This is a genomic window from Catenulispora sp. MAP12-49 (genome assembly GCF_041262705.1).
GTDB lineage: Bacteria > Actinomycetota > Actinomycetes > Streptomycetales > Catenulisporaceae > Catenulispora.
The window spans coordinates 13,193-39,743 of sequence record NZ_JBGCCP010000002.1 but is presented as its reverse complement, the minus strand read 5'-3'; the positions used below and the strand labels follow the sequence as shown (position 1 = coordinate 39,743).

Genomic DNA, 26,551 nt, shown 5'->3' with positions numbered 1-26,551 from the left:
CAGCACACATGCGACGGCGTTGGCTCCACCCCGGTCTGCGACACCCGCCGCGCACGAAGACAGAAGCGACCGTAGCCAAGGCACCTTCGCACCAGCACCCCCGCCGGCCGGTGTCGCCTGACAACGGTCCGTTCGGGCAACGACACCTGCCCTCAACGTGCCCTTGAAGCCGCTGCCACACACCGGTCCCACGGCCTACCTTCTCAGAGTGAGCCAGTGGGTCAACCTGGAACCGCTGTCAGCCGCGGTCGATACCGGGGACAGCGCAGTCATCGACCTTCGGATCCGGAACACCGGGGACATCGTCGAGGAATACCGCGTCGAGGTGGTCGGGGACCCGGCTGCGTGGTGCGTCGTCGAACCCTCGGCGATCCGCCTGTATCCGGGCACGACCGGAGCCGTGAGCTTGACGTTCTCGCCGCCGCGGGCCTCCGATTCCGCCGCGGGACCGCATCCTTACGGGGTCCGCGTGACGCCGGCGGAGAACCCCGAGGACGTCACGGTGCCCGAGGGGACGCTGACCGTCGCCTCGTTCATCGACGTCCGAGCCGAGATGCTGCCGGCGACGATGCGGGGCTGGCGGCGGGCCAAGCCGCGGCTCGTGGTGTCCAACTACGGCAACGCGCTGGCGACCGCCTCGGTCTCGGCCTCCGGGCCGGGGAACCGGGTCGACATCGACATCCGGACGCCCAGCCTTCAGATCCAGCCCGGCCGCGCGCATTTCGGCGTGCTGCGAATACGGCCCGAGCGCCTGTTGTGGTTCGGCCAGAAGGTCAGCCATCCCTACACCACGACGTTGCAGGTCTCCGGCCGCGAGCCGGTCACAGCCGCCGGCACCTACATCCAGCCGGCGTTGCTGCCGCGCTGGCTCGGCAGGCTCTCCGCGGCTTTGGCGTCGGTCGTCATCGTGTTCGTGGGCCTGTGGCTCGCGTTCCGGCCTTCCGTGGCCACGGACGCCACCGCGCAGGCCGCGATGACCGGCCTGCCGACCGTCGGCGTGCCCACAACGAGCACTCTGCCGCCTTCACAGAAGCCCGCAGTCGTGAGCCAGCCCGCGCCGTCGACCTCGGCTCCGCCACCGTCCACGAGTTCCGCACCCGCCGCGCCCAACACGTCCAAGCCCGAGGCCAAGCCGAGCTCACATCAGGCGCCCGCCCCGGTCGTCGTACCCGCACCGATCGCCAACTGGGTTCTGAACCAGACGACGGGCAACACCGCGATCGACTCCACAAGCGTGCACAACGGTACGGCGTCGAACGGGTGGTGGGCCGGGACCTCCTGCCTGTTCAACGGGCAGAACTCGCAGATCGTCACCAGCGGGCCGGTGGTGGACACGAGCCCCACCGGGAGTTTCACGATCCTGGCGGACGTATACCTGGCCTCAGCCGACACTCCCGCCGAACAGACGATGGTGAGCCAGGACGCCACGCAGAACAGCGGCTTCTACCTCCAGTACATGGGCAACAGCCCCGACAGCCCGACCGGCGTCTGGGCCTTCTCCCGCGTGAGCGTCGACGGCCCGAACCCCACCGCCTACCGCGCCTACTCGACAGCCAAGGCGACCGCCACCACCTGGACTCGGCTCGCCGGGGTCTACGATGCCACCAGCAAGCAGTTGCAGCTGTATGTGAACGGACAGCTCCAACAGACAGTCGGCGATCCGACACCGTATGTGTCAAGCGGACCGCTGGTTATGGGGCGCGCTCAGTACTACGGGAATGCGACCGACTGGTTCCACGGGGCGTTGTCAAACGTTGAGGTGTTCAACCAGGCGCTCACTGCCGCGCAGATCAATGCGGTGCCGGTTTCGAATCACTAGGGGTGATCGGGGCTCTGATGAGCCCATTTCCGCTTGAGCGATCGTTGCCAGGCTGCTGAGACGCACGCAGCCGCAGCCACCTCTCGTCGTCCCTCACAGAACACGAAATCGTCGCGTTAGAACGCGAACGCGACGGCCGGGCCCCGGCTTCCGGGCCCGGCCGTCGCGTGGCGTCAGAGCCTCGTTTAGCCGAGGACCTTGTTCGGGTCGTGCACGATGACCGTGCCGCCGACCATGTCGGGGATCGTCTTGTGCTGCTTGTTCGTCAGGAACAGGATGAACGAGATGATCGCCATGATGCCGAAGAGGTTGCCGGCGATGCCGCCGACGATGTCGCGCAGGGCCATCGTGCCCCAGGTCGCCGGGCGGTTCTCGGTCGGCCGCCAGGCGCGCATGCCCAGGACCTGCAGCGCCGGGCTGGTGCCCTTGCCCCAGGCGATGATGCCCCAGATGATGTAGCCGATGCCGAGGGTGACGATCGCCAGCACGAGGGACAGGAAGTACGCCCCGATCCGGCGGCCGACGCTGGCCAGCGCCACGCCGTTCGGCAGCGTCAGCTCGGTGTTGGCGTCGTAGTACATGCCCTGCGGGACCGGCGGTTGGGCGCCGTAGCCGTAGCCCGGAGCCATGGGCGGCGCCGTGGGCAGTCCCTGGTACATGCCGGCGTCCTGCGGACCCTGCGCAGGTCCCCCCTGGTAAGGCGTCTGAGACATCGATTCCTGGCTTTCTACTCGATTGGATTGCCGGCGCGGCGCGATACTCCCCATTTGGCCAACGCTCTCGGCGTATGCCGGCGCCCAAGTATGCCCGATGCGTTCGCGGACGGCTACGTGTCGAGGACGGCACCGGGATAACCCTTGGTTGTAGATAGCTTGATACTTGGGTCCTAAGTGGATCCGCTTGGAGTGGTGAACGACGTATATCGGACGGCCATCGAAGTGCTGCGTGGAGCTCCGGGATGACACTGTGAACCTGGGAGTGGATTCCAGTCGGCGGTAAGCGGTCACTGATGTGGCCTGTGAGCTGGGCCTGGTTCCGGAAACGCTGCGGAACTGGGTCGTGGCGACTGAGAAGCGTCAGGTATCGATCGCGGCCGGCGGGCTGGACGATGCCGAGCGGGCCGAGTTGGCGGCGCTGCGCGAGGAGGAGAAGGAGACCCTGGGCAAGGCCATCCAGTTCTCTGCCCGCGAGTCGAACTGTTAGGCCGCCGCTACCGTTTCGTCACCATCCGCTGATCGTGGGCAGGTGACGACTTACGGCCTTCGGGTTCTGACCGACGTCTTCTTCGGGAAGGCGAGGAGCGCGCGGTCGACAACGCGGTGCAGCTCGTCTCGAGAGACTCCGGCGGCAGCCTGGACCGCGAGACCGGCTGATACGGTGCTCACGTATTTGGCGAGTTCAGCAGGGTTCTCGGTGGCGGGCAGGTCGCCGTCGGCGATCGCACGGGCGAAGCGCTCCGCGAACCGTGCCTCGCCGTCGGCACGCCGCTCGGCCAGGTATCGCACAACGCGATCGTCATCGGGGCCCGCCGAAAGACCGCCTTGGATCGACAGACAGCCCGCGGGCTTGCCCGGCATGGTGACGGCGTCCACGTTGTCCCGCAGGTAGTGGCTGGCGGCTTCGTAAGCCGTCGGTTCCGCGAGCGCGGTGTTCACATAGGCCATATCGATGCGCCCGTACCGTTCGACGGCCTGCTTGAAGGTCTCCTCCTTATTGCCGAACGCGGCGTACAGGCTCGGACGGCTGATACCCATCGCCTCGGTCAGGTCGCTCAGGCTGGTGCCCGTGTAGCCCTGCCTCCAGAACACGTCGATCGCCTTGTCGAGGGCGCCGTCCATGTCGAACTCGCGAGGCCTGCCTCGTTGTGCCACCGCTGTCCTCCCTTCTGAACCCATTTAACTACCACCGGGAACAGAAAGGCTTCCACCGAGGCTCTGGGCCAGCCACCAGCCACCAACTCAGCTCAGCTCAGCTCAGTCCATCATCAGCACGATCTTGTCGCGCGTCTCGCCGGATTCGAGCAGCCGGTGTGCCTCGGCGGCCTGCGTCACAGGGAGCGCGCGGTGCGGCTTCAGCCTGAGCGTGCCGGCCGCCAGCATCGGCATGGTGACGGCGAGGGCGTCCGGCGCACGGTCCGGACCCGGCTCCGACATCAGGGCGCCCGCGGCCCTCGCGCCGACCGGATCGGCCAAGGTGACCACGCGAGCGGGGTTTCCGGTCGCCGCCACGGCCTCGGGCAGTCCGCCCCGGCCGGCCGCGTCGATGACCGCGTCCACCCGGTCGGTGAGTGCTGCGACGCGCTCGAACACGCCGTCGCCATACAGCACGAACTCGCCGCCCAGGTCCTGGACGAGGGACTTGTCCCGGTCGGCGGCGGCCCCGATGACCCGCAGGCCCCAGGACCGCGCGATCTGCACGGCGATCATGCCGACCGATCCCGCCGCGCCCAGCACGACCAGCGTCTGCCCGGCAGCCGCCCCCACCTCGCGCAGCGTCCCCAGCGCGGCCTCCGCCGAGGCCGGCAGCGCCGCCGCCTCGCTCCAGCCGACCCGCGGCGGCTTGGGGAACCAGACGGGCGTGGCGACCAGCTCGCCGTACCCGCCCTGCTGCGGCAGGTAGGCGGCGACCTCATCGCCGACCGCCGCACCGGCCACCCCTTCGCCGACCTGCTCGACGACGCCTGCCGCCTCGAATCCCAGCACCGAGCCGGGCCCCTGTGGGAACACCTTGGTCAACCGCCCCGCGCGGATGTTGAGGTCCGTGGGCCCGACGCCCGCGGCCTTGACCCGGATGAGAACCTCACCCGGTCCCGCGACCGGGGCCTGGACCTTTTTCCACTCGAGAACTTCGGGTTCGCCGAACCGGGTGATCACCATCGCGTCGGACATCTGCTTCCGCCTTTCTCGTGTGCGGTCTTGCGGTTGTGCGGTTGTGCGGCTGTGCGGCTGTCTGGTCAGATCTGGCTCGCGCCGCCGTCGACGTACAGCTCGGCGCCAGTCACGTAGGAGCTGCGCGGGCTCGCCAGGTACAGCACCGCGTCCGCGACCTCATCCGGTGTGCCGAGGCGCTTCATCGGCACACCCGCCGCGAGACCGCCCAACAGGGCCTCGGCCTGCTCGGGCTCGGCGGCCAGGCCGCTCAGGCCGGGCGTGGCGATGGGGCCGGGGGCGATCGCGTTGACGCGTACCCCGCGGCCGACGAGCTCGGCGGCCCAGCTGCGGGTGAAGCTGCGGATCGCGGCCTTGGAGGCGGCGTAGACGCTGAAGGACGGGGCGCCCTTCACGTCGATGTTCGAGCCGGTGAGCACGATCGAAGCGCCGGGGTTCAACAAGGGCAGGGCCTTCTGCACAGTAAACACTGTGCCTCCGACGTTGGCCTCGAAGATCTCGGTGAAGTGCTTCCAGGTGACGTCTTCCAGAGCGGCGAACTCACCGCCTCCGGCGTTGGCGAAGAGGACGTCGAGCCCGGTGCCGCGCTGGGCGATGACGTCGAAGACCGCGTCCAGGTCGTCCAGGGACGAGACGTCGCCGCGCACCGTGGTCACGGCGTCCCCGAGCTCGGCCTTGACGGCTTCGAGGCGGTCCGGGTTGCGCCCCGTCACGATGACGTGCGCGCCTTCGGCCACGAACCGACGCACCACCCCGAGCCCGATGCCCGAGTTGCCGCCCGTCACGAGCGCCGTCCTGCCGTCGAGTTCTCCCATGATCCCGTCCTCTCAATTTCTGTACCGCTCGGTACTGAAACAGACCATAGCTCAGCCATCGCACCTGGTCAAATTTTTGTACCGATCGGTATCGGGCGGGCTTCGAGGCCGAGTACGGATCGACGGCGCCAGCTCATCCCGCGCGCATACGGCGATGCGACCCAACCGTCATTCAAGAGTCAGTGATAGCCAGCTCGAACCACACCACTTTGCCGTGCGCGGTCCGGCTGGCGCCCCAGCGCTGGGCCAGTCGGCTGACCAGGAACAGTCCGCGGCCGTGCTCGTCGAGGTCGCCGGCCTCGAGCAGGATCGGGAGATAGTGGTCGTCGTCGCGCACCTCGCACAGCAGGGTGCTGGTGTGCAGCAGCCTCAGCTCGATCGGGTCGGTGGCATAGCGGATGGCGTTGGTGACCAGCTCGGTGACCAGTAGCTCCGCGATGTCGCGGAGCTCGGTCAGGGACCAGCCGGCCAGGGTCTGACGGATCAGCCTGCGGGACCGGGCCACCGCCGCCGGACGGGGGCTGAGCAGCCAGTGCGCCACGTCCGAGGCGGCGATGCTGGTCAACCGCGCGGCCAGAACGGCGACGTCGTCCTCGTGCCTGCCGGGATCCATCGTGCCGATGAGCGCGTCGCACAGTGCCTCGGGGTCGGTCGTCACCGGTCTGGCCAGCCGCAGACTCTCGGCCAGGGCCTCTATCCGCCCCCCGATATCGTCTCCACGCGCCTCGACCAGGCCGTCGGTGTACATCAGCAGCGTGTCGCCGTCGCTGATCGGGATCCTCACGGTGTCGAAGGCGACGCCGCCGACCCCGATCGGCGCGCCGGAGGGAATCGCGACCGGCTCGACGCCGCCGCCGCGGCGCACGATCAGCGGCGGGAGGTGGCCGGCGTTGGCCAGCTGGCAGATGCCGGCGATGGGATCGTAGACCACGTACATACAGGTTGCCAAGTGATCGTCGCCCATGCGCTGGGCCAGGTTGTCGAGTTGGCGCAGCAGTTGGTCCGGCGGCAGGTCCAGGGCCGCCAGCGTCTGCACCGCGATGCGCAGATGTCCCATCGCCGCGGCCGAGCGCACGCCGTGCCCCATGACATCGCCGATCACGATTCCGACCCGGCTTCCGGGCAGCGCGATGGTGTCGAACCAGTCGCCTCCCACCTCGACCTCCGGATTGCCCGGCAGGTAGCGGTGCGCCACCTCGGCGCCGGTGAGCCCGCAGGGCGCGGACGACGACACGGCCCGCTGGAGCTCGGCCGTGGTGGCCCGCTGCCCCCGGTACAGACGGACGTTGTCGATGCTGAGCGCGACCAGCGAGGCGAGCTGTCCGATCGTCAGCACGTCGGCGTCGTCGAACGGGTCCCGCTCAGGCCGGCGCGTCACCGCGACACAGCCGAGCACGCGACCGCGGACCGTCAAGGGAACCGCCAGGTAGGCGCGACGCTCCACCAGCGGGATCACGTCGCGGTTGCCGTGGGAGAGCGCCATGGCCTCGGCTCGAGCCGGCGCCACGCTCGGCACGTACACCGGCAGGCCCGTCGCCATCGCCTCGTGGCACGGGCTGGTCGCGTACATGATCTGGACCGCGCCCTCCGGCACCACTGCGCGCCAGCGCCCCGGCGGCTCGTCGTGGGCGACGGCCACCCGTCGCATCAGGCTCACAGCCGTGGCGTGCGGCGACAACGGCCCCGGGACGCCGTCCACGAACAGGGCGTCCAACAGGTGGATGGAGGCGAAGTCCCCCAAGCGGGGCACCAGGACTGCCGCGAACTGCCGGGCGATCGCGACCATGTCGACACCCGTGCCGATCGCCTCAGTCGCCTCCTTGAGGAATTTCAGGTGGTCGCGCAGGTCCACAGGTCCACATCCCTGGTCACGCCGAACTCGATCCCCCGTGTGATCCCGTGGCCGGCGGCAGCGTGGCTATGCACCGCCGCTCTAGGGATCACCGCCGTCCGCACGACGGCACAGGTAGAACAATTGAACCTCTGGACCGGCCTCCGAGCTTTCCGGGGCATAGGACATCGTCCGCACCGACTCGACGATGAAGCCCGAATCCACCAGGATCGACTCAAGCTCGTCCCGCAAATACCCCGTCACCCGGATGCGGCCGCCCAGAAACGGGATCGGGACGTCGTCGACGTCGGCCTCGACCATGGCCAGCGCCATGAGCCCCTGCGGTACCAGGATATCGCGGAGCAGCCCCAAGGCCTCGCGCAGCCGGGGACGCGGCAGGTGCAGCAGGGAGAAGAAGGCCGTCACACCGTCGAATCGACCGAACTCCCCCGCCAGGTCCAGAACGTCGCCCAGGACGAACCGGGCCTGCGGGACGTTCTCCTCCGCGATCTCGAGCATCCGCGCAGAGATGTCCAGACAGGTGACCTCACATCCGGCGGAAACGAGCTGGCGGGCGGTCGGCAGCCCGGTACCGCAGCCGACGTCCAGGACGCGGGCGCCCGGCGGCAGCTCCTCCAGAAGGGTCTCGGCACACGCGACCTGCCCTTCCTTGTGAGGAAAGGCTTCGTCGTAGCGCGCGCCGATGGCATCGTAGGCACGCGCCTGGGCGGCCTCGCGCTCGATCCAGGCGGCGTCCCTGTGAGCCTGCGGGTCCAGTCTCTGCACGACCATGCGCGCCCCATGGTTCACACGGCGGACGTCCGGTAATACTCGCAGGTCAATTCTAGACGCGGTCGGCGCCGACGGCACCAAGCCGGTGAGCGATTCCTGCGGCCACCGCGAGTCTCCACTGCGGGTCGGGTGCCGTTCCGGGGCTGTTCGACCGAACCTCACCGGCATCGCAATATGCTGATGTGCCTCGGGTTTGAGCAGGTTGAGACGCTTGTTTTCAGGCTACGGACTGGATCGGCGGCGGCGCCGGGGCGGACTGCTCGTCCGGCGTCGGCGACGAGCAACGGACGGGAAGCCACCGCCATCTCAGTTATTCGGCTCAGGCAGGTCGGCTAATCCGGGCTTGGGCGAGTTCCGCTACGTTCCCGGTCAGCCTCCGACTGATCTGCGCTGGCCGGAGGGCCTCGGGCTGGGGGTTTGACGCTTGGCCTTCGATCGTGGAGGTATCGAAAGACAGCCAGGTCGAGGATGGCCCTGACCTGGCCGTCAAACGGACGAGCATGGCACGACCGCGGTGCGGATCAGTTCGTCGGCTCAGTTCCAGGTCTGGAATGAAGCGGTCATCCCGACCGGATCCACCGCCGCGTTCACCGTCCGGACGATGTCCGCGATCCCCGGCGCCTGCACCAGGGCTGCGAACTGGTCGGCGGTCAGCAGGGAGCCGCCGGGGTTGAAGGGTTCGCCGTTGCGGGCGGGCGGGGGCCAGGTTTGGTGCGGGTCGGAGTAGGGGCCGGTGGTGGGACGGGTGGCTGCCCAGGGGATGTCGCGGTACTGCTCGCCGGTGGCGAGCTCGATGATGGTTCCGTTCGGGTCGTCGGGGAGGAATTTGTAGACGTCGCCGCCGGAGGTCGGGGTGGCGGCGGTGCCGGGGGCGAAGGCGTCGGCGGCGCCGGACTTGCCGAGGTCGTTGATGGTGTGGGTGATCTCGATCTGGCCTCCGGAGACGTCCTTCGACGTGCAGTCGGGCTGCGCGCCCGCGGCGCAGGCCTGGCCGTGGTGCCAGTTCTTGTCCTGGGGCTGGGTCGTCCAGCTGAACAGGTTGGTCCCGGAGGGGCCGGTCAGGATCAGGTTGCTGTTGGGCATGTTCTCGGCGGTGGTGCCGATGGCCAGGGTGAGGCCGGAGGGCAGGATCGGCTTGACGGCCGCGGCGATCGCGGCGTCGGCTGCCTTGTGGCGGGCCACGGTCGACTGGTCGACCGGGGTGGAGGGGTTCAGCAAGGCGGTGACCGCGCTGAACCCGGGCTTGGCGATCAGGGCCTGGAAGGCGTCCGCGGACAGCAGGTCGCCGGAGGGGCTGAACGACTCGCCGGTGTCGGGCCGCGGCGGCCACTGCGCTTGCCACCCCGATGGCGGCTCGGCCGCGTAGTGCTCGTGCGAGACGACTCCGTTCAGGACCACGTCGATCACCATGCCGTCGGACGCCGAGGGCACGAACTCGTACTCGTCGCTGAAGCTCAGCACCTGCTTGCCGGTGCCCGGGGCGTATCCGGAGTTGCCGGCGTAGTCGGACGTGAAGTTCTTGGTCTGGATGTACAGCGTGCCGCCGGGAACCTCGTGATGGCTGCACACGCCGCCGGCGACGCAGAGATCCTCCATCGCACGGTTCCGCTGGTCCTTCGGCGTGACGGTCAGCGCGAAGTCGTTGTTCCCGGACGGGCCGGCCAGCCAGAAGTCCGCGTTGGGGAGGGTGGCCCCGTTCTTCGTCACCGACAGCCCCTTCGGCAGCAGCGGGTCCAGCAGACCCGGCAGCCGGTAGAAGATGTCGTGCTCCTTGTCCCACGGCGCCGGGGCCGTGGAAGCCGACGTCGAGGAGGTCACGGAGGTGGCGGCCGTGGTGCTGGATCCGGCCGGCCCCGGGTGGGCCGTCACCGGTGCCCCGCCGCCCGCCCAGACCATCGCTGTGGCGCCCATGGCCACCGCCAGGCCCGAGGCGGTGGCGCCGTAGGTGCGCACCCGCCGCCGGCGGCGCCGGGCGATCCCCACCGCCGACCCGACGATGTCCCGCTGCTGCTTCTCCTCCGCCCTGACCGCGCCGGCCAGCATGCGGCGGACGTCCTCGTGCTCATCCATGCGTTCCACTCCCGAATCCCTCACCGGCGGGCCTGCTCGTCCAGCGCGGTCGCCAGGCGCCCGCGCAGCTGTGCCACGGCACGCGACGTCTGGCTCTTCACCGTCCCCGTCGTCACACCCAGCACCGTGGCCGTCTGCTCGACGCTCATGTCCTCCCAGAAGCGCAGCACGATCACGGCGCGCGCCTTCGGCGGCAGCTCGGCCAGCGCCTCCAGCACGAAGCCGTCGAAGGAGGACCCGTCGAACGAGGACTCCGTCAGCGCGTGCTCGGCCACCCCCGCGATCGACACCACCGGGACCTGCCGCTTGTCCTTGCGGTATTGGTCGAGGAAGCACCGGTAGACGACCTGGCGGGCGTACCCGAGCTGGTTGTCCATCTTGCGCACCCGCCGCCAGACCCTGAAGATCTTGACGAACGCGCTCTGGACGATGTCCTCGGCGAGGTGCCAGTCCCCGCACAACAGATACGCGCTGCGCCGCAGATGTCCCTGCACCGCTATCGCGAAATCTCGAAACTCTTCTTCGGCTTCGGCCATGCCCCTACTTCCTGTGTCGGTCTCCAAGCAGGGAACGACGGCCCGAACCGGTGGGGTTGGAACGGTGCCGGATTATTTTGGCGGACGGCGGCGGGACACAGCACGGAAGCCGGTGAGCAGGAGGTCCCCGCTCACCGGCTTGCTGGTCGTCCGGTCGGCTCAGCTGTGTTTGAACACCACCGTCTCCGCCAGCCACACCGTCGAGCGGCCGGTGCCGAACGTGGCCGCCGAGGTGGCTCCGGCGCCCGGAACCTGGTCCTCGAGCAGCGCCTCCATATCGCCGGTGTTGGAGATGTTGACGCGCTGGGTGAAGCCGGTGCCGGCGGTCAGGGCGTCACCGAACCCTGAGTCGGCATAGAAGCCCACTGCCAACTCCCCGGCCGTGGAGGCCGCCGCTGTCGAGCCTGAGGAGACCGTGGCCGCGGCGCTTGTCGCGCCGGTCGCGTGGGATTGGGTGTCGACCGCTGCGAGTCCCGGCACCGTCGACAGGCCCGAATACTCCAGCGCCGCTAGACCGATCGCAGCACCCGAGGACGCCTTGGCCGTCACCGTCGGCTTCGTACCGCCACCGGCGGTGATCGGGACGCTCCACACGCTCATCTCCGTATGGTCGGACGCGGTGAAGTGGCTGATCTCGGTATAGGTATCGCCTGCGGTGTCCGTGACCGCCGTGGCCGTGGCCGAGGAGGTGTTCCACACCCCCACCTCGACCACCAGCCGGTCGCCGACCGTGATCGGCGCGCCGAGGGTGACCGCGGCCGAGGCGGCGCTGGGCACGTGGGTCGAGGCCTGTTGGACGAACACCGGGGCCGCGACGTTCGTCGGCACCACCGCGTTCGACGGCGTCGAGGCCGGTCCGGTGCCGGCGGAGTCGGTCGCGCTGACCGTGAACGTGTAGCTGGTCCCGTTGGTCAGGCCGCTGATGGTCGCCGAGGTCGCCGGCGGGGTGCCGGTGACGGTCGTCGGGGTCAGGGCGCTGCCGTTGGCGTACGGGGTCACCGTGTACGAGGTGACCGCGGCGGCGCCGGAGGCCGGGGCGGTCCAGGAGACCGTCGCCGAGGAGGGCCCCGCCGTCGCGGTGACGGCGGTCGGAGCGCTCGGGACCGTCGGGGCCGCGGCGGTCAGGTGCACCGTGGCCGCGACCGACGGCACGCCGGCCTTGTTCACGATGAACAGCATGTAGTCACCGGGTGGGGCGATCGCCCCGCTGGCCGGCGCCTGCACCGTCAGGGACCCGTTGCCGGCGGTGAACGACAGCGGCACGAAGTGCTGGTCCATGTCCGACTGGTGGGTGTCGGCGGCGTAGGAGACCAGGTTGACCGAGGCGATCGAGGCGGCGTCCGGGGTGGTCACGGTCATCGCGCTGCCGTACTGCGCGGAGCCGGGACCGGTCGTGATCGTCGGCCGCGGGCCGTTGAACAGGTACGACGGCGAATACACCTGGGAGTTGTACTGACCCGGGTCGTTGGTGCTCTCCTCGTGGCCGCCGCCGGCGATCAGCACGGTGCCGTCCGGTTCCAGCACGGCGGTCGAGTGGTAGTTGCGCGCGGCCGCGATCGAGCCGATCGTCGTCCACTGCTTCGTCGCCGGGTCCCAGATCTCCGCGGGCAGCACGCCCGAGGTCACCGTGTCCTGGTCCGAGGTCGGCTCGCCGCCGATGTCCAGGACCCGGCCGTCGGCCAGCATGGTCAGCGTGTGGTAGACCCGCGGGTAGTTCATCGGCGCGATCGGCTGCCAGGTCGGCGTGGCGGCGGTCAGGTCGATGGTGGCGGCCCCGGCGACCGCGGTGGTGGTGGAGGTGACGCTGGGCGAGCCGCCGCTGTACAGGATCTGGCCCGGCCGGTACATCACCGACGAGCCGTTCTTCAGCCCGCTGGGGCCGATGGACGTCCAGGACTGTGTCTGTACATTGGCGTCCAGCCAGTAGGAGACGTCCTCCGACGGTCCGATCGTGAAGATCTTGCCGTTCGGCGCGAGGTAGGAGAACGGGTACTCCTCCTCGTGGATCTGCGAGGTGTTGATCGCCGGCAGCTCGGTCCAGGTGTTCGCGACCGGGTCGTAGACCTCGGGGGTGTCGGCCCAGACGTTGGCGCTGCTGGTGTTGCCGCTGATGGCCACGTAGCGGCCGTCGGACAGTTCGGTGAGGTCCGGGTACCAGCGCGGCAGGTGCATGTCGGCGACCCGGGACCAGGTCTGGGTGGCGGGATTGAAGATGTTGGTGTCGACGATCCCGAGGTTGCCGGTGGAGGAGGCGCCGTAGCCGCCGACCACCAGCACTCGGCCGTCGGGCAGCTTGGCGTTGCCGGCGCAGAAGATGCTCGACGGCGCGGTGATCTCGGTGTAGGTGCCGGCGGCGGGGTCGTAGAGATAGGTGGGCTCCGGCGTCTCCCAGCCGTCCCACTGGAGGTCCTTGCCGTCATCGAGCACCACCGAGTGCACGGCCACGATCGGCGAGGTCTGCAACGGCCCGAACTGTCCGGCCGGCACCGGGTCCGGCACCACCGAGTTCGACAGCTGCGACACCGGCCCGGTGCCCACGGCGTTGGCCGCGCTGACGGTGAACGTGTACGGCACGGCGTTGCTCAGCCCGGTCACGGTCGCCGACGGCGCCGGTGGCGTGCCGGTCAGGACCGTCGGGGTCCTGGCGACGCCGTCGGCGTAGGGCGTGACGGTGTAGGAGGTCAGAGGAGAGCCGCCATCCGGCGGCGCGGTCCAGGTCAGCGTCGCCGAACCGTTTCCGGCCACGGCCGCCAGACCCGTCGGAGTACCGGGCACGGTCGCGGTGCCGGAGTTCTCAGCCTTGAGCACCACGGTCCCGGCAAGCCAGACGGTGCTCCCGCCGGTACCGAAAGCGGCGTTCGGGGTGGCGCCGGAGGCGGAGGTCACCGCGTCCTCGGCCGCCACCTCCATGTTGCCGGCGTTGGAGACGTTGGCCCGGCTGGTGAACCCCGAACCGGCAGTGATGGTGTCGCCGAATCCGGAGTCGGCGTAGAAGCCGAGCGCGAGCTCGCCGGCGCCAGTGGTAGCCCCAGTAGCACCGGAAGCGACAGTCCCGGCCGCACCGGTCTTCCCCGTGGCGTGCGCCTGCGCATCCATCACCGAGGTACCACCGGCCGAGGACACGCCGGAGTACTCCAGCGCCGCGACCCCGACATCGGCGGTCGAGGTCGGCTTGGCGGTGACGGTCAGCGCGCTGCCCCCGCCGGCGGTGACCGGCGCGGTCCACACGCTCAACTCGGTGCCGTCGGAGGCGGTGAAGTGGGTCAGCTCGGTGTAGGCGTTCCCGGCCGAGTCCGTCACCGAGCCGGCGGTCGCCGCCCCGGAGCTCCACACCCCCACCTCGACGATCATCCGGTCCCCCGCCGTGACGGCGGCGGCCGGCTTGGCCGACAGGGTGCTGACGTTCGACGCGTGCGCCGTGGCCTGCTGCACGAATGCCGGCGCGCTTCCGGACGCCGATGCGGGCGCGGTCGCTAAACCGACCGCGCCCATGACCGTGACCACGGCCAGCGCTAGTGATGCCTTCACGTTCCCCCCACCTGTCGACGGCCGCGGCCGGTCGGCCGCGTGCGTTCAGAATCGGACGCTCGCCTGATCGGGGATAAGAGGTGACATCACTGAACACGGGTTAATTCGGGTGCTGCTATTCAGGGCCAGATGGAAGCCAGCTTCCAGACGTGCAGGCCCGCGACGGTGGCGCGGCCGCCGGTGGCGAACACGTCCAGGCCGGTGCTCGCCGGGTCCGGGAAGATCTGTATCGTTGGAAAGATCTGTGTCGTCAGCACGCGGGTGCCGTCGGCGGTGTAGACCTCGACCGAGGAGGCGTCGACCAGGATGTGCAGAGCCAGCGCGCCGTTGGTCAGCGTCACCGGCGCCGACTCCACCGACGGGAACGTCGGATCGAACCCGACGTCGCCGGAGGCGGTGCGGTCCACGAACAGCCGGCCGGTGCCCGCGTCGTAGCCGATGCGCGTGCGCCGGCCGCCGGCTCCGGTGCGGACGTCCAGGCCCACCTGGCTCGCGCCGTGCGGGTTGAGGCTGACCTGCGCCTCGAACTCCGGGCCGGCGTTGGCCGGGACCGGGACGGTGTTGGAGTCGAGCTGGAGCGCCGACGTCGAATACTGCGAGCGCCGCAGGCTGGTCAGCGAGATCGGCTGCTGGGCCAGTTGGACCTTGCCGTCGATGGTGGTCAGACTGAGCCGGCGCGGGAGGCTGTCGGCGCTGCGCCACGGCGAGGTCGGGATCTCCTGGCCGTACTGCCAGTTGTTCATCCAGCCGATCATGATGCGGCTGCCGTCGGGGGTGTCGTTGAACGTGCTGCTGGCGTAGAAGTCGGGTCCGTAGTCGATCCAGTGCGCACGCTGGATCACGGACTGGGCCGGGGCGTCGGCGGCCGTGAAGTCGTCGGCGAGGATGTGCCCCCACCCGCCGCTGTCGTGGTCGACGATCTGGATCTGGGCCTGCTTGCCGACCAGGTCGTGCAGGTCCCACGAGGCCCAGTCCAGGCTCTCGCTGTCCGAGCCGGTCGCCGAGCGCACCACCTGGCCGTCGACGACCAGGTTCACCGAGGTCTGATCATCCTTCGGCGCGGCCTTCTGGTCGGAGAACACGATGTCGCCGACCATCAGGTGACCCCAGCCGCCGGTCGCGGAGTCCACGACCTGGATCTGCGCCTGCTGCCCGGCGTAGGCGCTGACGTCCCAGTTGGTCCAGTCGAGCTCGCCGCTGTCGGTACCGGTGGCGCTCGCGACGACCTTGCCGCCGATCAGCAAGTTGACGGCTGTCGGCGCATCGGTGCCCCAGGGATGGTCGCCGCCGCCGACCTGGAGCCCGATGGCGTGCGAGGAGATCGTGAACGCCGGGGAGGTGATGGTCCCGGTGCCGCCGTCGCCGGCCGGGGAGAACGTGTCCAGGACGCGCGCCGTGAGCTGGTTCGGCAGCTGCTCGGTCAGCGGACCGGAACCGGCGAAGATACCCCTTAGCTCATAGCTGTTCAGCGGAGGACGGCCGGTGCTTCGAGCTCGGCCCTGGTCGGCGGGTCGGAGCCGCGGCGGCCGCAGGTGATCGACGCGGCCAGTGCGGCTTCGGTCAGGATGCCGACGAGGGTGTCGGCATCGATGGCGCGCAGATCGGCGCGGGCCGGGGCGCCGAGCAGGTGCCGGTCGTGCAGGCCGGCGAGCACGGCGCTCATGTAGGCGTCGCCGGCGCCGACGGTGTCGACGACCTCGACCGGGAACGCCGGGACCTCGACGATCCCGGCCGCGCACGCCGCCACCGCCCCGGCCGCGCCCTGGGTCACCACCGCGATCGCCGTGCCGGTGGCAGCCAGGTGCTGCACGAAGGCGGCCGGCGGGGTGGCCGGGGCCAGCCAGGCCAGGTCGGCGTCGCTGAGCTTGACCACGTCGGCCAGGCCGATCAGGGTATTGATGCGGCCGCGCGCGTCGGGAACGGCTGCCATGTGGTCGGGGCGGATGTTCGGGTCGTAGGTGATCGTGGCGGCGGGCCGGGCCCGGCGGACCAGCGCGGCGATCTCGTGCGCGCCCGGTGGCAGCACCGCCGCGAGCGAGCCGATGTGCAACGCCGCTAGCGAGTCCGGCCCGACGAGCCCGAGCTCGGCCTCGGTCCACTGCCAGTCGGCGGTGCCGTGCAGTCGCAGGTCGTAGTGCGGGCCGCGGGACACCAGCGCCACCGACGACGGCTCGGCCGCCGCCACGACGCCGCGCAGGTCGACGCCCGCTTCGGCCAACCGGCGGTGCAGGATCCGGCCCGGCGGATCGCCGGAGATCCGCGCCGCCATCCGGGTCGGGACGCCGAGCCGGGCCAGGCCGACCGCGACGTTCGCCGGCGAGCCGCCGGGGACTGCTTGATACCGGTCGGGGGCATCGACCGGGATCAGGTCGATCAGCGCCTCGCCGACCACCGCGACGGCGACGGCGTCGGCGTCGGCGACGACATCGACGTCGGTGCCGGTGCTGGTGTCGGTGTCGGTGTCGGTGGAGGCGCCCTGTGCTTGAACCATCAGCCGGCCGCCAGGTTGTCGGCTGCCAGGTTGTCGGCCGCCGGGTTGTCAGCCGCCTGGCTTCCGGCCGCCAGATTCCCGGGCGCGGCGCCGGTCATGATCGCGACCGCCTCCGACATCTCGATCTCGCCGGGCCGGACCACCGCCACGCGGCGGCCCAGGCGCTGGACGTGGACGCGGTCGGCGACGTCGAACACCGCCGGCATGTCGTGGCTGATCAGGACCACCGGCAGGCCGCGTTCGCGGACCCGGCGGATCAGGTCCAGGACCATGCCGGTCTCCTTCACGCCGAGCGCGGCGGTCGGCTCGTCCATGATCACCACGTGCCGGGCGAAGGCCGCGCTGCGCGCCACCGCGACGCCCTGCCGCTGGCCGCCGGACAGCGTCTCCACGCTCTGCTTCATCGAGCGGATCCCGATCTTCAGCTCGGCCATGTGGCCGGCGGCCTCGCTCTGCATCCGGTCGCGGTCGAGCATCCGGAACACCGTGCCGAGTACTCCCCCGCGTCGGCGCTCGCGGCCCAGGAACAGGTTCGAGGCGATGTCCAGCGCCGGGGCGACGGCCAGGTCCTGATACACGGTCTCGATGCCGGCGCGGCGCGCGTCGGCGGGGCCGTGGAAGCGGACCTGCTTGCCGTCGAGCAGCAGCTCGCCGGAGTCCGGGGTCAGCGCCCCGGACAGGGCCTTGATGAGGCTGGACTTGCCGGCGCCGTTGTCGCCGATCACCGCCAGGATCTCCCCGGGCAGCAGCTCGAAGTCGCAGCCGTCCAGGGCGGTGACGTGCCCGTAGCGCTTCACCAGGCCGCGGGCTTGCAGGACCGGCTGCGCGGCGGCCGTCGCGGCGCGCGCGTTCTCGGTGGTCGGGCTGGATTGACTGGACTGCGCGGTCACTTGCGCCTCCTGCGGGCGAGCTGGTCCACCGCCACGGCCGCGATGACCAGGATGCCGGTGATGAGGATCTGGTAGACCGAGTCGACCCCGGTGAGTTGCAGGCCGTTGCGGATCACGCCGACCAGCAGCGCGCCGTACAGCGCGCCGACGATCGAGCCGCGTCCGCCGAACAGGCTGATGCCGCCCAGGACCACCGCGGTGATCGAGTCCAGGTTCTCGGTCTGGCCGGCCTGCGGGTCGCCGACACCGGTGCGGGCCACCAGCAGCAGGGCCGCGATGCCGTACAGCGCGCCGGCGATCGCGTAGACGGTGATCAGCTGGCGCCGGACGTCGACCCCGGCCAGCCGCACGGCGTCGGGGTTGTCGCCGACCGCGTACAGGTGGCGCCCGGCGGCGGTGTGGCGCAGGACGTACCAGGCCACCGCGAACAGCACGAGCATCAGCACCGAGCCGTAGGTGACGCGGGTCTGCCCGAGCGGGAAGGTGTCGCCGAGCTTGGTCAGCACGGTCGGCAGACCGGTGATGGTCTGTTCCTTGGACGTGATGTGGGTCAGCGCCATCGCGATGTTCAGCGTGCCGAGCGTGACGATGAACGGCGGCAGCTTGGCCAGCGTCACCAGCGAGCCGTTGACCGCGCCGAACAGCGCGCAGACCCCGATGCCCGCGGCGATCGCCAGCCAGACCGGCAGCCCGCCGGCCACCGCGAGCTTGGTCATGACGACGGAGCCGAACGCCATGACGGCGCCGTTGGACAGGTCGATCCCGGCGGTGAGGATGATCGCGGACTGGCCGACGGCCAGCGTGCCGACCACCATCACCTGTTGGAGGATCAGGGACATGTTGCCGCCGGTCAGGAACCGGTCGGAGGCGAAGGAGAAGTACAGGCAGGCCAGCAGAAGCGCGCCCAGCGGCCCGAGGGTCGGGACGCGCAGCAGGGTGCTGAGGCGGGTCGGGGCCGCTTCGGGTGATGCGGCGGCGCTGTGCTCGCTGGAAACAGGGGTTCCGGTGGTTCCGGTGGTAGTGCTCACGGTGCTCGCGGCGTTCATCAGGCGGCTCACGATCCCCAGCAGTTGGACTGGCCGTAGGAGGCGTCCTTGGAGTCGACGCCGGCCACCGCGGTGGCGGCGATGAGGCTGACGCCGGTGTCGGTGTAGCCGCTGGGCTTCTTGCCGGTCTTGGCGAAGTTCATGACCGCGTCCACGCCGAGGGAGGCCATCTTCAGCGGGTACTGCTGGGAGTCGGCGGCGAACTGGCCCTGGTTCAGGGCGGTGACGCCGGTGCAGGACCCGTCGATGGTCACGATGGTCACCGCCTTGTCCTTGCCGGCCGACTTGAGCGCCTGGTAGGCGCCCATCGCGGCGGGCTCGTTGATGGCGTAGACGAGGTTGATGTCAGGGGCCTTCTGCAGGCAGTTCTCCATCGCGGTCTGCCCCTTGGCCTGGTCGCCGCCGGTGTCGGCCTCGCAGGCGATCGACGCGTCACCCTCGGCGATGCCGAAGCCGGACAGGAAGCCGTCGTGCCGCTGGACGCCGACGTCCACGCCGGGCGTGAGGTCCAGCATCGCGATCTTCGCGGGCTTGTCGGCCATCTTGACCTTGGCGAACTGGCCGATGAGCTTGCCGGCGGTGAGGTTGTTCGTGGCGAACAGCGCGTCGGCGGAGTTCTGCGGGTCCGGCGGGGTGTCCAGGGCGATCACGACGATGCCCTGCTGCCGGGCCCGGTCCAGGGTCGGGGCGATCGCCTTGGGGTCGCTCGGGGTGATCAGGATGCCCTTGACCCCCGCGGCGATCATGTTCTCGACCGCGGTGACCTGGCCGGCGTTGTCGCCGTCGTAGGCCCCGGCCGCGGTGAGCAGCTTGACGTCGTCCTTGGCGGCCTCGGCCTGCGCGCCCTTCTTCATGGTGACGAAGTAGGGGTTGGTCTCGGTCTTGGTGATCAGGCCGACGGTGATCGAGCCGGAGCCGCCGGAACTGCTGGAGCTCGACGAGCCGCCGGAGCCGCAGGCGGTCAGGGAGGCGGCGAGGACGAGCGCGGCTATCGCCGGGGACGCGGATCTCAAGGACCGGGGAGACAGGGCAGACATGGGGATCCCTTTCGGGTCGGTTTCGGACGTGCCGGGGTGGTGCGATGGCGCGACGGCATGGCCGGCTGGCGGTGGGCCGACCTGCGCGTTCAGCGATGGGAAACGTTTCCAGAAGGTTGCTGGAAACGTTTTCTTGGAAACGTTTCCTGGTACCGTAGGGCCGATGTGACGCGCTGTCCAGAGGTAGGCGAGAATCGGTGTCGATCGTGACTGTTCCGTTTCCGACATCTCGGGGGTGCTGTGGCTAGGCAGAGCGGCGCCGGGCGCGGCGTCACCATGCGCGACGTCGCCGATCGCGCCGGGGTGGGCCTGGCCACCGTCTCGCGGGTGGTGAACGGTGCCTCGGGGGTCGCGCCGGAGCTGGCGGAGAAGGTCCGCGCCGCGGCCCGCGAACTCGGCTACCGCCACGACGCCACGGCCAGCAGCCTGCGCCGCGCCGACCGCCGCACCGACACGGTCGCGCTGGTCCTGGAAGATGTCGCGAACCCGTTCTCCTCGGCGTTGCAACGCGCGATCACCGACGCCGCCGCCGAGCGCGGCGTCCTGGTCCTGTCCGGCAGCAGCGACGAGAACCCGAACCGCGAGCGGGATCTGGTGGAGACGTTCACCGCCCGCCGCGCCGACGGCCTGATCGTGGTCCCGACCGGCCGCGCCGACGACGCCCTGCGCGCCGCACAGAGCTTCGGCACCCCGCTGGTCGCGGTGGACCGCATGGTCGACCTGGACGGCGTCGACACCGTCACCGTCGACAACCGCGAAGGCACCGCCGCGGCGGCCGCCCGCCTGCGCGAGGCCGGGCACCGCCGGGTCGCCTACTTCGGCGACCAGGCGACGATCTGGACCGCCGGCGAGCGCCTGGCAGGGTTCTCCGACGTGTTCCCCGCCGGCCAGGCCGGACAGGCAGGCCCGACCGGCCCGATCCGACGCGGCCTGAGCAGCGTCGAGGCCGCCGAGCAGGCCGCGCGCGAGGCGCTGGCCAGCCCCGAGCCGCCGACCGCGTTCGTGTCCGGGCAGAACCTGATCACCATCGGCATCCGCCGGGCGTTGCAGGAAGCAGGGCTGGAACACCGGATCGCGCTGGTCGGCTTCGACGACTTCCCGCTCGCCGACCTGCTGACCCCGGGCGTGTCGGTCATCGCGCAGGATCCCGCGCAGCTGGGGATCGAAGCAGCGCGGCTGCTGTTCGCCCGGCTGGACGGGCATGAGGGGCCGGCGCGGCATGCCGTGGTGCCGACGCGCTACATCGCTCGGGGGTCGGGCGAGATCGCGGCGCCGGCGTGAAGCGTGTGCTGGTGACCGGCATGTCCGGCGTCGGCAAGTCCTCGTTGCTGGAGGAGCTGGCAGCGCGGGGCTATGCGACGGTCGACACTGACTACGGCGACTTTCACGAGGTCGTCGACGGCGAGCCGCTGTGGCGACGCGACCGGATCGAAGCTGTGCTCGGCGAGGGTTTCGGCGGCGGGACAGGCGTGCTGTTCGTGCAGGGGACGGTCCGCAACCAGAGCTCGTACTACTCGTGGTTCGACCACGTCGTTTTGCTCAGCGCCCCGGTGGAGGTGCTGGTCGAGCGACTGTCGACCCGGACGACGAACACGTACGGCAAGGATCCGGCGGAGCTCGCCGAGACCCTCGAGTACGTGCGGACGGTTGAGCCGTTGCTGCGCAGGTCGGCGACGTTGGAGGTGGTGACGACCGTTTCCGTGGCCGAGGTCGCCGACATCGTTCTGGAGCACGTGAGCTGATCGCGCGCCTGGACTAACCGTCGAGAGCCTGCGCAACGTCCGCCCCGGACTTGAGATCGGCAGGTGAAAGGCGGTGTGCGGGCGGATCGGGCAACCCGGCTCCCTGACCGACCAGGACCAGCGCACCGGCCGAGCCCTCGCCGACGTCGCCACCATCGGGATCCTGGCCCACCGCAACCTGCTCCACGCCGAACTCATGACCACCCAGCTGCAAACCGCCCTGACCAGCCGCATCGCCATCGAACAGGCCAAAGGGGCACTGGCGCAACGCCAAGGCATCAGCGTCGCCGAAGCATTCGCCCAGCTGCGCGCCCACGCCCGCAAGAACAACCTCCGCCTGTCCGACCTGGCCCGGGAGGTCGCAGAGGGCACCATCACCAACCTGGACCCACTCGGCGCCCCCGCAACAACCACCCGCACAGCCACAGCGCGGTGAGGCGCGAATCAGGCACACCGGGATGATCGCATCCGTCCGGACCTGCGGGTCAGAAGCGGGTTGGCAGCTGGGCACCGTGGCCTGGAGGACTTGCGGTTCTACGACATCCCGCAGGGGGAATCAGGGCGGGGCGGAGTCCGAGTCCCCGCACAGCACTCACCTTTCGCGTGTCAGTGCTTGACGGCGTCCTTCATTTTCTGGCCGGCCTGGGCCGTATCGGCCTTCGCCTGCTCAGCCTTGCCCTTGACGACGAGGCGCTCGTTGCCGACGGCCTTGCCGACGGTTTCCTTCGCCTTGCCCTTGGCAGCCTGGGTGGTGTGCTTGATCTTCTTCTCGGCGCTCATGGCGTCCTCCTTGGATATGTGGATCTTTCGTACCGAATGCCCCCGAAAGGGAATCCCATGCGCGCGATCGGCGATTCTCCCGAGATGTCACGCCCCGTCACCGCCTCACCGGTGCTCCACCCACGGCGGTGGCGAAGGGGGCTCCACGGCCGCACCGTCGTCGTGCGGGTCATCCCCTGAACGGCCCAATCGACGGTGTCGTCACCACGGTGACCGGTATCGCCGGAGCCCTTCTCGCGGACGGCGCTGTCGCCGCCGTCGGACCGCCCAGCACCCCACCACCGCGGCCTCCGGACACCGACGGCGCGGCGAGGGCGGGCCGGCCCGTCAGGCGATCACCGGTGTCGCGTCAAAAGGGGTACGCTGCGGTCAAGACCCCCAGCGTCCCGGACCCCGGCGCTTTGGACCGGCGCCGCCACTGCTATGTCCAGGCCGCCCCTCGTCCGACGGCCCGGTTCCTAGTGCGTGGCCGCGCCTTGCCGAAGGCGCGGAATCATGGACGTTCACCTGTCCGGGCTGCATCCGGACCACGCGGTCGTCGCCGTAGCGGGCGACCTCGACCTGGCCACCTCGAACGAACTCCTGAGGTCGCTGCGACGCTTCTTGCACGTCCGCACCCGCGGAATCCGTCTGGATCTCTCCGGCGTGACCTTCATGAACAGTGCCGGGCTTCGCCCACTGCTCACGATGGCGCAGTGCGCGAAGGACCTGGACCGGACCATACAGCTGGCAGCGAAGTCGCCGGCCGTCGACAGAGTTCTGGAACTGGCCGGTCTTCCACCGGGTTCGAGCTACCTCGCCGCGACGGCGCCGACCCGTTCAGCCGACCACACAGGCGAGATCCCGCGCATGTTCGGCTCCTGCGCCGCCAGGCACCGGGTTCCAGCCGGGCCGAACCGCGGCCGTCCCGTGTGCGGTTCACGCATCGCACCGGTCGCCGACAGCAGCCTTACCTGCACCTACCGCCGGCCCTGAGTGGAGACTGCACCACCTGCCGAGTATGGAGCCGCCGTCCTGCACAGCGGCGCTCACGCCTTGTTCGAACGGCCTACGACTAAGGAATCTGCGAATGTCCGTCTTCCGTCGTGCCCGGCCTTCCACCGACTCTGACACCTCGACATCCACGCCCGTCGACGACATCCCGGATAACCGCGCCGAACCCCATATACAACTCGCCTGGCGCCGGGACTTGTACGAAATGCGCTGTCTGACCGAGGAACTGCTGCAGGCGACGGTCACGGACTGCCTTGAGGCGTACGAGGCCCTGTGCCAGGCGCAACGCGACAACGTCCCCGGCAGGATCGCCGTGGCTTATATGAGGTTTGAAACCGCCACGCGCCTCGCGCAGGCGAGCACCGACGATCGCGATCGGATCGACGCTCTGATCAGCGCCGATTTCGGAGGCGGAGCCGCCGTTCCGCGGGCTGCCACCGGTCCCGCGCGGCTGCGGCGGTTCGTCGCTGCCCTGTGGAAGCGAAGGTGACCGCCGCTGGAGGTACTGCCGCTGGGGCTCGAAACGACCTTGGCCGGCCTGGCGGGCTCGGTCAGCCCTGCTCGGTCTGGGCCAGGTTCCCCGCGGTGGCGGCAGCCGCGGTCGGATGAATGGTGAACACCTGGTCCAGCCCGACGAGTTCGAAGGTTCGGGCGACTCGGCCGGGCACGGCAGCCAGGGCCAGCCGGGCCCCGGCCGCGTCGGCGAGTCTGCGGGCGACCAGCACGGCGGCTATCCCGCTGGAGTCACAGAACGTCAGACCGTCCAGATCGATGACCAGGCCGCGGTCCGGGCCCAGTTCCAGTGCCTGCAACGCGGCGTGCGGCTGCGGGGCGGTGCGGAAATCCAGCTCCCCGGTCAGCGCGATGACGTGCCAGGCGACGCTGGTGCGCGTGGCGATGCTCAGTTCCCTCACCGCGGTTCTCCATCTGCCGGCCGGGCCGGCACGCTCAACGCCAGAAGGGCGGTGTCGTCGTCCAGGCCGTCGCCGAAGGAGTCCAGCTGCGGGCAGTGCCCGGTCGCGTCCAGAGTGACCGGGGTGCTGTCGGCGACCGCCGCGTGCACGAACGCGCCGACCTCCAGCGGCGCGATCGCGTCCCGCGAGCACTGCAGCACCAGCGTCGGCACGCTCACCCCGGCCAGGTCGGCGCGGTGATCGGACAGGAACGGCGCCAGCGGCACCAACTGCGCGAACAGCTCCGGCTCGCGCACCGCGGCCAGCACCCCGATCATCGAGCTGACCGAGTGTTGCCGCACCGGCCGGGGACGATCAAGCCCTCGTCCTCGTATCGAGCTGACCGAGTGTTGCCGCACCGGCCGGGGACGATCAAGCCCTCGTCCTCGTAATGCCGCAACGACCGCGCACTCACGCCGCTGACTCTGGCCGCTTCACTGATCTGCACAACAGGCCGCAACGGCCGGGCGCACCGCGATCTTCCAGTCGGAACGTAGGACGTTTGGATCTGCTGCCTTGGGTACGGTGGGTCTAAAGAACTCACTCGTCCAAGCAACGGTTATCGTTGCGGGGCGACGAAGGGCGACATCGGCATGGTCAGCGCTCGAATGACGACGGTTCTGGCGATGCTGGACCGCAACACCGGCCAGCTCCCCGGGGACGACCGGGCCGCCGCCGAGGCCGCCGCGGGGGCGCTGGGCGTCGACGGGGTCACCGCCGGGATCGGCACCGGCCCCGTGGGGAGCGCCCTGGCCTGGGGCAGCGGTGCCGTCAGCGCGCAGGTGGACCACTTGCAGTTCACCCTCGGCCAGGGCCCGGGGACCGATTGCGCCGCCACCGGACTGCCGGTGCTGGCCCCGGACCTGCTGGCCGCCCAGTCGCGCTGGCCGGCGTTCAGCCCGGCCGCCGGGGCGCTGGGGGTTCGGGCGGTGTTCGCGTTCCCGCTGTCCATCGGGGCGATGAGCGTCGGCACGATGCTGGCGAACCGCGCGGCCCAGGGTCCGTTGGCCGACGGCGAGTACGCCGATGCTTTGACTCTGGCCAGTGCGATCACCGTGGTGCTGATCGGCCGCCGGTCGGTGCGGGAAGGTGTTCTGGACGTCGCGGTTCCCGCGGGATGGGCGGGGCCGGAGACCTATCGGGCCGAGGTCCACCAGGCGACCGGGATGATCAGCGTGCAGCTCGGTGTCGGGCTGGCCGAGGCGCTGGTCCGGCTGCGTGCCTACTCCTACGGCCAGGACCGCCCGATCGCCGATGTCGCCGCCGACGTCGTGGCCCGCAGGCTGCGCTTCGACGGGCTGTAGCTCCATCGTCGTTCACCGCTCGGGCTGTACCCCGGACAGAACCGTTGGTCATATTTTGGAGGCATGGACATGACGCGCGAACGACTGCTCGCCGAGGCGTTCGTCGACACCGCGGACACGCTGGTGGAGGACTTCGACGTCATCGACTTCCTGCACACGCTGGCTGAGCGCTGCGTGGCCATCCTGGATGTGGACGCCGCCGGGATCATGCTGGCCGACCCCGCCGGGGTGCTGCACGCCACGGCGTCCTCCACGGAGAACGCGCGACTGTTGGAGCTGTTCGAGCTGCAATCCGAGGTCGGGCCGTGCATCGAGGCCTTCACCACCGGCCGCCCCGTGGTGAACATCGACCTGCGGGCCAGCGCCGTCCGCTGGCCCCGGTTCGCCGAGGCCGCCGGGGCCACCGGCTTCGTCTCGGCGCACGCGCTGCCGCTGCGGCTGCGCGAGCAGGTCATCGGCACGCTCAACCTGTTCTGCGAACGGCCCGGCACCCTGTCGGAGGCGGATGTACGCACCGGCCAGGCCCTGGCCGACGTGGCCACCGTCGCCATCCTGGCCCACCGCAGTTTCCGGCACGCCGACCTGCTGGCCGAGCAGCTGCAGTACGCACTGACCAGCCGGATCGCGATCGAGCAGGCCAAGGGGGTGCTGGCCGAGCGGCGCGGCATCAGCGTGGACGAGGCGTTCACGCTGTTGCGCGGGCACGCCCGCAGCCGCAACGTGCGCCTGTCGGACCTGGCGCGGGCGGTCGCGAACGGCACCTCGACCGACACCGAACTGCTGGGCACAGCCTGATCACACGGCCTGATCACCCGGCGACACAGGATCCGTACGCCACGACGTTCCCCAGGCAGCGCGGCGAAGGTAGAGTCTGCGACAGTGCGTGACGCTCCAGACCCCGGCGTCATGGATCAGGCACGCAGCGGCGGGACGGACGCGGCCACAGATCCCTGAGGCAGCCGTCGCGATGAGCGCGGCGTGCCCCGTGACCACGAGGGGCAGGGCCTGCACAGTGAACGTCCCACTTCGTGTTTCC

General features: G+C 70.1%; 26 protein-coding genes and 1 pseudogene. 9 read left to right on the top strand and 18 right to left on the bottom strand.

Going from position 1 to position 26,551, the window contains the following annotated elements:
• The first annotated feature begins 208 nt into the window (after positions 1-208).
• Positions 209-1,819: a LamG-like jellyroll fold domain-containing protein gene (locus tag ABIA35_RS04335; RefSeq protein ID WP_370356728.1), complete on the top strand. Its 1,611-nt coding sequence runs from the start codon at positions 209-211 to the stop codon at positions 1,817-1,819.
• 185 nt (positions 1,820-2,004) lie between these two features.
• On the opposite strand, the gene ABIA35_RS04330 is transcribed toward ABIA35_RS04335, so the two are convergent.
• Positions 2,005-2,532 carry an RDD family protein gene (locus tag ABIA35_RS04330; RefSeq protein ID WP_370356726.1) on the bottom strand — a complete coding sequence of 176 codons (528 nt, stop codon included), beginning with the start codon at positions 2,530-2,532 and terminating at the stop codon, positions 2,005-2,007.
• 346 nt (positions 2,533-2,878) lie between these two features.
• On the opposite strand from ABIA35_RS04330, the gene ABIA35_RS04325 reads away from it, so the two are divergent.
• On the top strand, positions 2,879-3,022 hold the full coding sequence (locus tag ABIA35_RS04325) for a hypothetical protein (protein WP_370356724.1): 144 nt from the start codon (positions 2,879-2,881) through the stop codon (positions 3,020-3,022).
• Between the two features lie 50 nt (positions 3,023-3,072).
• Here the strand turns inward: ABIA35_RS04325 and ABIA35_RS04320 are convergent, their stop codons facing one another.
• The 13 genes from ABIA35_RS04320 to ABIA35_RS04260 all read right to left on the bottom strand — a co-directional run bounded on the left by ABIA35_RS04320 (position 3,073) and on the right by ABIA35_RS04260 (position 19,743).
• A complete protein-coding gene (locus ABIA35_RS04320) occupies positions 3,073-3,657 on the bottom strand; it encodes a TetR/AcrR family transcriptional regulator (protein ID WP_370356723.1) in 585 nt (194 codons plus the stop codon).
• A gap of 135 nt (positions 3,658-3,792) precedes the next feature.
• Positions 3,793-4,707, bottom strand: a complete 915-nt coding sequence (locus tag ABIA35_RS04315; RefSeq protein ID WP_370356721.1) for a zinc-binding alcohol dehydrogenase family protein — start codon at positions 4,705-4,707, stop codon at positions 3,793-3,795.
• Between the two features lie 65 nt (positions 4,708-4,772).
• Positions 4,773-5,522 (bottom strand): SDR family oxidoreductase, encoded by a 750-nt coding sequence (locus ABIA35_RS04310; RefSeq protein ID WP_370356719.1) that lies wholly within the window; start codon positions 5,520-5,522, stop codon positions 4,773-4,775.
• A 172-nt stretch (positions 5,523-5,694) separates the two neighbouring features.
• Positions 5,695-7,374: a SpoIIE family protein phosphatase gene (locus ABIA35_RS04305; RefSeq protein ID WP_370356717.1), complete on the bottom strand. Its 1,680-nt coding sequence runs from the start codon at positions 7,372-7,374 to the stop codon at positions 5,695-5,697.
• An 81-nt stretch (positions 7,375-7,455) separates the two neighbouring features.
• The gene (locus ABIA35_RS04300) at positions 7,456-8,145 is read right to left on the bottom strand and encodes a class I SAM-dependent methyltransferase (RefSeq protein ID WP_370356715.1); all 690 of its coding nucleotides are present in this window, start codon (positions 8,143-8,145) and stop codon (positions 7,456-7,458) included.
• A gap of 534 nt (positions 8,146-8,679) precedes the next feature.
• On the bottom strand, positions 8,680-10,224 hold the full coding sequence (locus ABIA35_RS04295) for a hypothetical protein (protein ID WP_370356713.1): 1,545 nt from the start codon (positions 10,222-10,224) through the stop codon (positions 8,680-8,682).
• A gap of 11 nt (positions 10,225-10,235) precedes the next feature.
• Positions 10,236-10,751, bottom strand: a complete 516-nt coding sequence (locus ABIA35_RS04290; RefSeq protein WP_370356711.1) for a SigE family RNA polymerase sigma factor — start codon at positions 10,749-10,751, stop codon at positions 10,236-10,238.
• 159 nt (positions 10,752-10,910) lie between these two features.
• On the bottom strand, positions 10,911-14,279 hold the full coding sequence (locus ABIA35_RS04285; RefSeq protein ID WP_370356709.1) for a fibronectin type III domain-containing protein: 3,369 nt from the start codon (positions 14,277-14,279) through the stop codon (positions 10,911-10,913).
• A gap of 119 nt (positions 14,280-14,398) precedes the next feature.
• Positions 14,399-15,523, bottom strand: coding sequence for a glycoside hydrolase family 32 protein (locus ABIA35_RS04280; protein ID WP_370356707.1), 1,125 nt, complete (start codon positions 15,521-15,523; stop codon positions 14,399-14,401).
• 221 nt (positions 15,524-15,744) lie between these two features.
• Positions 15,745-16,770 (bottom strand): carbohydrate kinase, encoded by a 1,026-nt coding sequence (locus ABIA35_RS04275; protein ID WP_370356705.1) that lies wholly within the window; start codon positions 16,768-16,770, stop codon positions 15,745-15,747.
• Entirely contained in the window at positions 16,770-17,585 is an 816-nt protein-coding gene (locus ABIA35_RS04270; RefSeq protein WP_370357387.1) for an ATP-binding cassette domain-containing protein, read from the bottom strand. Before ABIA35_RS04270 ends, ABIA35_RS04275 begins: the two co-directional genes overlap by 1 nt.
• Positions 17,586-17,656: 71 nt before the next feature.
• Entirely contained in the window at positions 17,657-18,706 is a 1,050-nt protein-coding gene (locus ABIA35_RS04265; protein WP_370357386.1) for an ABC transporter permease, read from the bottom strand.
• 8 nt (positions 18,707-18,714) lie between these two features.
• Positions 18,715-19,743, bottom strand: coding sequence for a substrate-binding domain-containing protein (locus tag ABIA35_RS04260; protein ID WP_370356704.1), 1,029 nt, complete (start codon positions 19,741-19,743; stop codon positions 18,715-18,717).
• A 240-nt stretch (positions 19,744-19,983) separates the two neighbouring features.
• On the opposite strand from ABIA35_RS04260, the gene ABIA35_RS04255 reads away from it, so the two are divergent.
• From ABIA35_RS04255 to ABIA35_RS04245, 3 genes are all read left to right on the top strand, one after another.
• The gene (locus tag ABIA35_RS04255) at positions 19,984-21,024 is read left to right on the top strand and encodes a LacI family DNA-binding transcriptional regulator (RefSeq protein ID WP_370356702.1); all 1,041 of its coding nucleotides are present in this window, start codon (positions 19,984-19,986) and stop codon (positions 21,022-21,024) included.
• A complete protein-coding gene (locus tag ABIA35_RS04250) occupies positions 21,021-21,485 on the top strand; it encodes an AAA family ATPase (protein ID WP_370356700.1) in 465 nt (154 codons plus the stop codon). Before ABIA35_RS04255 ends, ABIA35_RS04250 begins: the two co-directional genes overlap by 4 nt.
• A 73-nt stretch (positions 21,486-21,558) precedes the next feature.
• Positions 21,559-21,921 carry an ANTAR domain-containing protein gene (locus tag ABIA35_RS04245; RefSeq protein ID WP_370356698.1) on the top strand — a complete coding sequence of 121 codons (363 nt, stop codon included), beginning with the start codon at positions 21,559-21,561 and terminating at the stop codon, positions 21,919-21,921.
• A 170-nt stretch (positions 21,922-22,091) separates the two neighbouring features.
• On the opposite strand, the gene ABIA35_RS04240 is transcribed toward ABIA35_RS04245, so the two are convergent.
• Entirely contained in the window at positions 22,092-22,265 is a 174-nt protein-coding gene (locus ABIA35_RS04240; RefSeq protein WP_370356696.1) for a CsbD family protein, read from the bottom strand.
• A gap of 495 nt (positions 22,266-22,760) precedes the next feature.
• Here ABIA35_RS04240 and ABIA35_RS04235 point away from each other — a divergent pair, with 495 nt between their 5' ends.
• Entirely contained in the window at positions 22,761-23,240 is a 480-nt protein-coding gene (locus ABIA35_RS04235) for an STAS domain-containing protein (RefSeq protein WP_370356694.1), read from the top strand.
• Positions 23,241-23,334: 94 nt separating this feature from the next.
• Entirely contained in the window at positions 23,335-23,748 is a 414-nt protein-coding gene (locus ABIA35_RS04230; RefSeq protein ID WP_370356692.1) for a hypothetical protein, read from the top strand.
• Between the two features lie 61 nt (positions 23,749-23,809).
• Here ABIA35_RS04230 and ABIA35_RS04225 read toward each other — a convergent pair whose 3' ends face one another.
• The 3 genes and pseudogenes from ABIA35_RS04225 to ABIA35_RS04215 all read right to left on the bottom strand — a co-directional run bounded on the left by ABIA35_RS04225 (position 23,810) and on the right by ABIA35_RS04215 (position 24,659).
• Entirely contained in the window at positions 23,810-24,172 is a 363-nt protein-coding gene (locus tag ABIA35_RS04225; RefSeq protein WP_370356690.1) for an STAS domain-containing protein, read from the bottom strand.
• Positions 24,169-24,504, bottom strand: a pseudogene (locus tag ABIA35_RS04220) (alpha/beta fold hydrolase); the annotation flags it as partial. The gene ABIA35_RS04225 and the pseudogene ABIA35_RS04220, both read right to left, overlap by 4 nt.
• A complete protein-coding gene (locus ABIA35_RS04215; RefSeq protein ID WP_370356688.1) occupies positions 24,486-24,659 on the bottom strand; it encodes a MerR family DNA-binding transcriptional regulator in 174 nt (57 codons plus the stop codon). The pseudogene ABIA35_RS04220 and the gene ABIA35_RS04215, both read right to left, overlap by 19 nt.
• A 160-nt stretch (positions 24,660-24,819) precedes the next feature.
• Here ABIA35_RS04215 and ABIA35_RS04210 point away from each other — a divergent pair, with 160 nt between their 5' ends.
• Entirely contained in the window at positions 24,820-25,515 is a 696-nt protein-coding gene (locus ABIA35_RS04210) for an ANTAR domain-containing protein (protein ID WP_370356686.1), read from the top strand.
• 63 nt (positions 25,516-25,578) lie between these two features.
• A complete protein-coding gene (locus tag ABIA35_RS04205) occupies positions 25,579-26,310 on the top strand; it encodes a GAF and ANTAR domain-containing protein (RefSeq protein WP_370356684.1) in 732 nt (243 codons plus the stop codon).
• The last annotated feature ends 241 nt before the right edge of the window (positions 26,311-26,551 follow it).